5 protein-coding genes are annotated in these 7,032 nt (G+C 45.3%); 3 read left to right on the forward strand and 2 right to left on the reverse strand.

Translation table 11 applies throughout. The annotated features are described in order from the left end of the window. A partial coding sequence (locus tag KDK16_RS03110; protein WP_257274629.1) for a zinc finger, RING-type domain-containing protein occupies positions 1-888 on the forward strand: 888 nt, incomplete at its 5' end. An 18-nt stretch (positions 889-906) separates the two neighbouring features. Here the strand turns inward: KDK16_RS03110 and KDK16_RS03115 are convergent. Continuing rightward, the gene (locus KDK16_RS03115) at positions 907-1,206 is read right to left on the reverse strand and encodes a hypothetical protein (RefSeq protein WP_257274631.1); all 300 of its coding nucleotides are present in this window, start codon (positions 1,204-1,206) and stop codon (positions 907-909) included. 209 nt (positions 1,207-1,415) lie between these two features. Between KDK16_RS03115 and KDK16_RS03120 the strand changes: the two genes are divergently transcribed. Then, on the forward strand, positions 1,416-2,591 hold the full coding sequence (locus tag KDK16_RS03120; RefSeq protein ID WP_257274632.1) for a hypothetical protein: 1,176 nt from the start codon (positions 1,416-1,418) through the stop codon (positions 2,589-2,591). A gap of 246 nt (positions 2,592-2,837) precedes the next feature. Further along, a complete protein-coding gene (gene miaB, locus KDK16_RS03125) occupies positions 2,838-4,193 on the forward strand; it encodes a tRNA (N6-isopentenyl adenosine(37)-C2)-methylthiotransferase MiaB (RefSeq protein ID WP_257274633.1) in 1,356 nt (451 codons plus the stop codon). A gap of 153 nt (positions 4,194-4,346) precedes the next feature. Here the strand turns inward: miaB and KDK16_RS03130 are convergent, their stop codons facing one another. Further along, positions 4,347-6,137, reverse strand: a complete 1,791-nt coding sequence (locus KDK16_RS03130; protein WP_257274634.1) for a hypothetical protein — start codon at positions 6,135-6,137, stop codon at positions 4,347-4,349. Between the last annotated feature and the right edge of the window lie 895 nt (positions 6,138-7,032).

Here is a 7,032-nt window from a genome sequence, read left to right on the forward strand (position 1 = left end):
GGACGCAAACGCAAACGCTCCGGTGAAGGTCGGTCTGTTATCGCAGAAGCTGACAGCACAACTCAGGATCCGGAACCACCTGCTAAAATACAAAAGCTCCAACAAGTCGGCTCTGAACCCGAATTGACAAAAGACGACCCTCAACAGCTGTTAAACCATTATCTTGAGGGATTCCATATTATGCACACTCCCAAAGATAACTTTTGCTGGCTACATGCCATCCATTTATCCGGAGGTCGAAGCGTCTCCTCACTGATTCAAATACTCAAAGTCATGATTAACCATTCTTTAAATGATGATCAGCAGGAACCGGACACTGAACTTTCAGATTTTCTATCAGGCTGGGTAACGGCAAAGGGCTTGGAAAAGGTCCAACTGGTCAGGCAACAACTCCTCGAAAATAAATGGCCAGACTTCGATATTTTATTGCCACTGCTGAGCTACCTGTTCAAGAAAACATTTGTCGTTGTCAATCTGCAGGCCAGTGGCTTGACTCAGGATCAGGTTTTCACCTACGCCACTTCTGGTGATGTTGAAGTCCACGTAGTCTCACAAGCATCGGCTATCAATACCTCAGAGGAAACGGTATATCTGGGACTTCTACTCAGGGATAATCACTTTGTTGGTATTCGGCCTGACACCCGGAATGACGATCTTTCACATCGCTGCCCTGTTTGCCTGGACAAGTTTACCAAAAGCAGTGTTGTCAAGATTACCAGTTGCTTTCACTACTTGTGTGGTGCGTGTTTTAAAAAATTCAACAAACCTCAAACGTCCGAATGCCCCGAATGCGGAACGAAACTTGAAATCACCATTGATCTGCCCAGATGGAAATGCCCCGTATGCAGGAAGCAACAGGAGTTTATTGAGCCCGAGGATCACCAATAGCCGTATTGCATGAGCCAGTCAACGTCCCAAAATGTAAATACTGAACAAAGGTGAATGCAGCTCATCCTTCCAGGGCATACCATCTTCAGGTTTCCCCAGAGGCTGATGCCAGGCCAGTACCTTGAGACCCGATTGAGAAAACACGCTGCGGTAGTCTTCATCGGTCCAGAAGAAATCTTCAAAAACCACCCCGTAGCCTGCCACAGAGCATTTAACACGACAGCCACTGGCAAGCGCCCTGTTTTCGGGAAAATCATTATTGACCATTAAAAGGGTCGATAACCCTCCTGAGTTTACCCTGGAAAATCTGTCGTGCATAAAAAAGGCAGCTGGCATGTCACAGACAGGGCAGTCATGAGCTAATGAAAAGCGAGTCTGCATGGATGAAATACACTGGTGTTAAGACTGAATCCGATATTCAACGGCGGAATTTGACAGATCCGACAATCTAACCTAATTACTCTATCTGTTCCGTTTTCCTCTCAACACCTTGCGTGTTCATTTCTCAAACCCTCTTTAGGCTCGCCATGAATACACGACTCTCACTGTTTATTGCTTTATTTTTGTCACTTTCTGTCGCTCATGCTTCTGCCGACAAAGAATGTTCTGACATTAACACTCTGGGCCTGAAGGAGAAGGAGCAAAGGTTGACTGATATGAAAGAGCGCTTTATCGGCACCCTCAAGCCATGGAAACATCTGGATCATATTCGTGAAGAGACCACCAAGCTCTCGCAACTGGATGAAGCAGGGGATCTTACCCTGCAGAGCATCCCTGACATCATTCAAAAAAATTATCCGGAAGTGCCCAAAACCGTTCAGGAAGATATCACTGAGCAGATAGAAGAACTCGACAGAGTGGCAGACTGTTTCCACCTCGGTAAACGAAGCAAAGACTCTCTGATGAAACTGCGTTACCGCAGAGTCAGGGAAACCGGTAGCCCCTATATTGGCTTTCTGTTACCAAAGGAGCGGGATCAGCCCCGCAAAGCGAAAGTAGCCAGTGCTTCATCCTGCCAGGATAAACACTGCGACTTCACCATAAAGAATGTCGATGACCTGGATAAAGATGTCATCCTGCTGGTTTATCGCCCTGCCCGACTCAGTACTCCGGTGGTCCATACAAAACCTATTGTCGACCCCAATACCACCGCCACAGAACGCCTGCCTGAACGTGCTTATCTTCTGGAGCTGAACCTCCGGAAGGTCGGCGAATATTTCACTAAGCCTGAGATCTACATGCATCTGACCTATTACAATGGCGACCAGCCAATTCGTGAAGATACGATTGAAATCCCCTGGGCAAAAGAAAAAGGCGTCAATAAAGGCAAAACAGAGCTGATTATCTGGTTAGATGCAGACTCTGTGCAACTGACTCTGATGGAAAATGACTGGGAAATCCCCTTCAGACTGATCGGCAAAATTCTCAGCAAGGCTGTAGCCATCGGAATGCAGATGGCCAGCGCCAGTTATCCTGAAATAGACCATATCCAGAATGCCCTTGGCACCCTCAGTAATCGCTCTTCAGCAGAAGAAACAGACTTCTACGATGCCCTGGACAGGACGAATGCAGACGACCTTCTGGATACCGTTCGCCTGCAAAGAACCAACGTACAAAGTTATGTCATTATGAACACCGGGATAGTAAAAATGACACTGATGCCTGTCTACACCCCCAAAACAGGATTAAATGACGAACTGTAATCGGGTGCTTATCACGTAATCCCTTCATGGAGTGTCAGAGATATTGCTCACTACCTTCCGGTGCTCACTGCCGCTATAATGGCCAGCTTTCAACAGCCAGATCAGTCATCACTGGTTTTGCTATCCTGAGTCACCTGATGCCTGAATATAGCAGCTTCAAGGTCTCAGGCCCGTTACACAGCAGACAGGAATCCGGTTTTGGCGTCTGAAAAAATCACAACAGACGTGAGCCCAGAAAGCGAAACCATGAGCGCAACAAAAAAGCTTTATATCAAGACCCACGGTTGCCAGATGAACGAGTACGACTCAGCCCGAATGGCTGATCTGCTCGGAGAAACCCATACCCTGGAGTTGACAGACAATCCGGAAGAAGCCGATGTTGTGCTGGTTAACACCTGCTCTGTCAGGGAAAAAGCCCAGGAAAAGCTCTTCCATCAGTTGGGTCGCTGGAAAAAACTGAAAGAAGCCAATCCCGACCTGGTGATTGGAGTGGGAGGCTGCGTAGCCAGCCAGGAAGGGGAAGCCATCCGCAAGCGTGCGCCACAGGTAGACGTTGTCTTCGGACCACAAACCCTGCATCGCCTGCCAGAAATGATTGATGCGACCCAGAGCAATCATATTCCCGTGGTCGATGTCACCTTTCCGGAAATTGAAAAGTTTGACCGGCTTCCGGAGCCTTCTGTGGAAGGACCAACCGCTTTCGTTTCTATCATGGAAGGGTGCAGCAAGTACTGTACATTCTGTATCGTACCCTACACCCGTGGTGAAGAAGTCAGCCGCCCCATGGATGACGTGATTGCCGAATGCGTGGGTCTGGCCGGGAAAGGGGTTCGCGAAATCAATCTGCTGGGTCAGAATGTGAACGCTTATCGTGGCGAAAAAGACGATGGTACTGTTTGTGATCTGGCTGAACTGATCACCATTGTCGCGGCAATAGATGGCATAGATCGCATTCGTTTCACCACGTCTCATCCGAAAGAGTTCTCCCAAAGCCTGATCGATGTTTACGCTGAAGTGCCCGAGCTTGTCAGCCACCTGCACCTTCCTGTTCAGGCCGGATCTGACCGGATTCTCTCCCTGATGAAACGTAACCACGAAGTTGAGATGTACCGGGACAAGATTCGTCAGTTGCGTGAACACCGTCCTGACCTGAGTCTCTCTTCAGACTTTATCGTAGGCTTCCCGGGTGAAACCGATGAAGACTTTGAAGACACCATGAACCTGATCAACGAGATCGGTTTCGATGCGTCGTTCAGTTTCATCTACAGCAAACGTCCGGGGACACCAGCATCGGATATGTCCGATGACGTTCCTGAGTCCACCAAAAAGCAGCGACTGCAAATTCTGCAGGAGCGAATCAATCAACAAGCCATGCAAATCAGTCGTCGTTTGGTAGGCAGCACTCAGAAAATTCTGGTAACGGGCTACTCCAAGAAAGACCCTGGTGAACTGAGTGGCCGCACAGAGTGTAATCGTGTCGTTAACTTCAAGTGTGCAGAGCCTCGACTGATTGGTCGATTTGCCGAGGTTGAGATTGTTGAGGCTTTCCCTCACAGTTTGCGTGGCAGCCTGGTTGATTCTGAATTGGGTGTCGTGGCCTGATACTTTGTCAGGATGGCTGGTCTCAAACTCACCGGGGTCAGCCATCAATTGTCTTTTCCCGTCTTACTGAACTAATGGCAAGGCGGATGTCCTAAAATGCCGTTTGGGGTGGTTTTTCTACAGACTTGTCAGGTGTTTCCGTAAAAAATAAACTTATGAATAAAATAAGTGTTTAATATTTTTCTGCATTTGTCTGGGAAGCATTGTCAGTTCCTGTCCCCTTGAATTTCTATCTACAGCACAAATGCAGCGATATTCAAGAGGGCGAGCACAAAAATAGGCTTTGTGTTTTTCTAACTCATCGTTAAAGTCACAGTCCAAGTTTGGTTTTTCTGCTGCAGATTCTTCAGATGCATCTTCTTTCAAAACAGGAAGAACTCCATATCTAATAATGCTTCTGAGACCTAACTTAGAATGCTGCTCTGGATACTCTGACATAGCTGTAAGTAGAGGTTTGCCATGACCCATAAGAGAGTCAGGCTCAATTCCATTATTCCTTATTTGTTCAAACGCAAGTTCTCTGAGCTTTGGAAAATCATCCCATTTTTGTAAGCAAAGACTTTCTAGAGCAGTATCACCAGCGCCATTTGCTTCATTGCAATCTGCTCCACACTTAATCAAAAGTTTAATAATGCTTTCCAGCTTTTGGGAACGTTCGTCATCCATAGGGTTACGATCCATTGAATAGATCACATACCTCAATGGACTGATTCCGAATCTATCAGAAATATTAGGATTTAGCCCTTTATGCAACACAGTTTCCCAAGTCATTAAAGAATACCGATCTGGATAAATTGACATACCTAAAAGTAGACGTTCGCCATTAGACATAAGAGAGTCAGATTCAATTCCATTATTTCTTTTTTGTTCAAGCGCAAGTTCTCTGAGCTTTGGAAATTCATCCCATTTTTTTGAGAAAAGTATTTGTAGAGCAGTATCGCCATTGTAATTTGCTTGATTGCAATCTGCTCCATGCTTAATCAAAAGCTCAATAATAGGTACTAGTTCTTCAAAAGGAACATTTTCATTAGTGCTACTTTGTATTACTTCAATCAATGGGATCTCTTCACAATAAGAAATATTAGGATTTATCCCATTGTTCAATACAGTTTCCCAAGCCGTTAAAGAATACCGATCTGGATGAATTGACATAGCAAAAAGTAGAGGTTTGTCATCAAACATAAGAGAATCAGGTTCAATTCCATTATTTCTTACTTGTTCAAACGCAAGTTCTATGAGCTTTGGAAAATTACCCCATTCTTTTGAACAGAGTATTTGTAGAACAGTATCACCAGTGTTATTAAGTTGATTGCAATCTGCTCCACGCTTAATCAAAAGTTCAATAATAGGTGCTAGTTCTTTAAAAGGAACATCGTACTTAGTGCTACTTTGTATTACTTTAATCAATGGGGTCTCTCCAAAATAACCAGAAACATTAGGACTTAGCCCTTTATTCAATACAGCTTCCCAAGCCATTAAAGAACACCGATCTGGATGATGTGACATAGCTAAAAGTAGAGGTTCGCCATCAGACATAAGAGAGTCAGGTTCAATTCCATTATTTCTTTTTTGTTCAAGCGCAAGTTCTCTGAGGTGTGGTAAATCATCCCATCTATTTGAGCAAAGCATGTGTAAAGGAGAATGAAGAGAGCCATTTGAATAATTGCAATCCGCCCCATAGCTAATCAAAAGTTTAATAATGCTTACCAGCTTTTCGGAAGGTACGTTATCCGTAGAGCAATAATCTATTGAACGGATCACATACTGCAATGGACTGATCCCAACAGCATCAGAAATATCAGGCTTAATATTTTTCAAAACTTCTTCCCATCTTTCTAAGGAGTATCGCTCAGGACCAATACTCATTAATAGAAGGTCTGCTCTTCCAAGCCCACAATGAGAGTACTGTTGCGTCCCAACACTTTGACCAATTGCTCCAAACATACTGCATTCCTCCTTCTTTAATTCTCATATCATGACATTTAGATTGTTGGGTAGCTTGTTAGTTTCCCGGATAACCTAACCATATGGTTAAAACACCTAACAGAATTTTTCAGGGACTGTGAACCTCCTCCGTTTTAACAGACACTCAAACCTAACTGAAACGGTCAACTCATGCCTGCTTACAAAAACCGGGAAAAAACTCGCCAGCACACCAACGAATTTCATGTGTCGGCCGTTAGAATGTCCATTAGACCCAACAAAATGATGAAGGATGGCGCAAGATCGAATACTGGTTTACCTACGGGGGACTTCCACCCCATGAGTTCATGCTCATGCCGGACCAAATGCCTCCGGTTCCGTGCCTGGGCGGCATGGCTAAAGCAGGCGTCAGCCCTCCAAAATCGAACCAGGATCAATCTCTTGACATTAAAGGTATATCTTACAAATCCTTCAATGAGGGCAGCTCTTTTTGGTCCTGTTGAGGAAAGCCATGAAGCAATGGGGCCCTGACAGAAACCGCAATCTTCAGTCAGTGGGTACATAATACCGATATAGAAAACTTACACTATGCTCGTTAGAAGGCAGGTGAAGTTGATATAGTTTGGTTAAATCTTGCAACTCAAAAACCTTGCTGGTGTGTCGAAGTAAAGTGGTCTGATTTACCATGTTCTGACTCCAGAGTTCTAAAGGGGATTATCGCGTTCATAAAACAGCATGATTTAGTTGATGGCTTTCTGACACTCCCCGCCCTATCGAGGGTGTCGCAAAACTCCAACAGCTCGTTACCATGCTCTGAGGTCGTCATTCCCGCGAAGGAGGGCGTTGCAAAAGCCCTACTTCGCGGGAATGACGAGAATGAAGGCGGGAATGACGAGAATGAAGGCGGGAATGACGA

The organism is Endozoicomonas sp. SESOKO4, assembly GCF_024606275.1.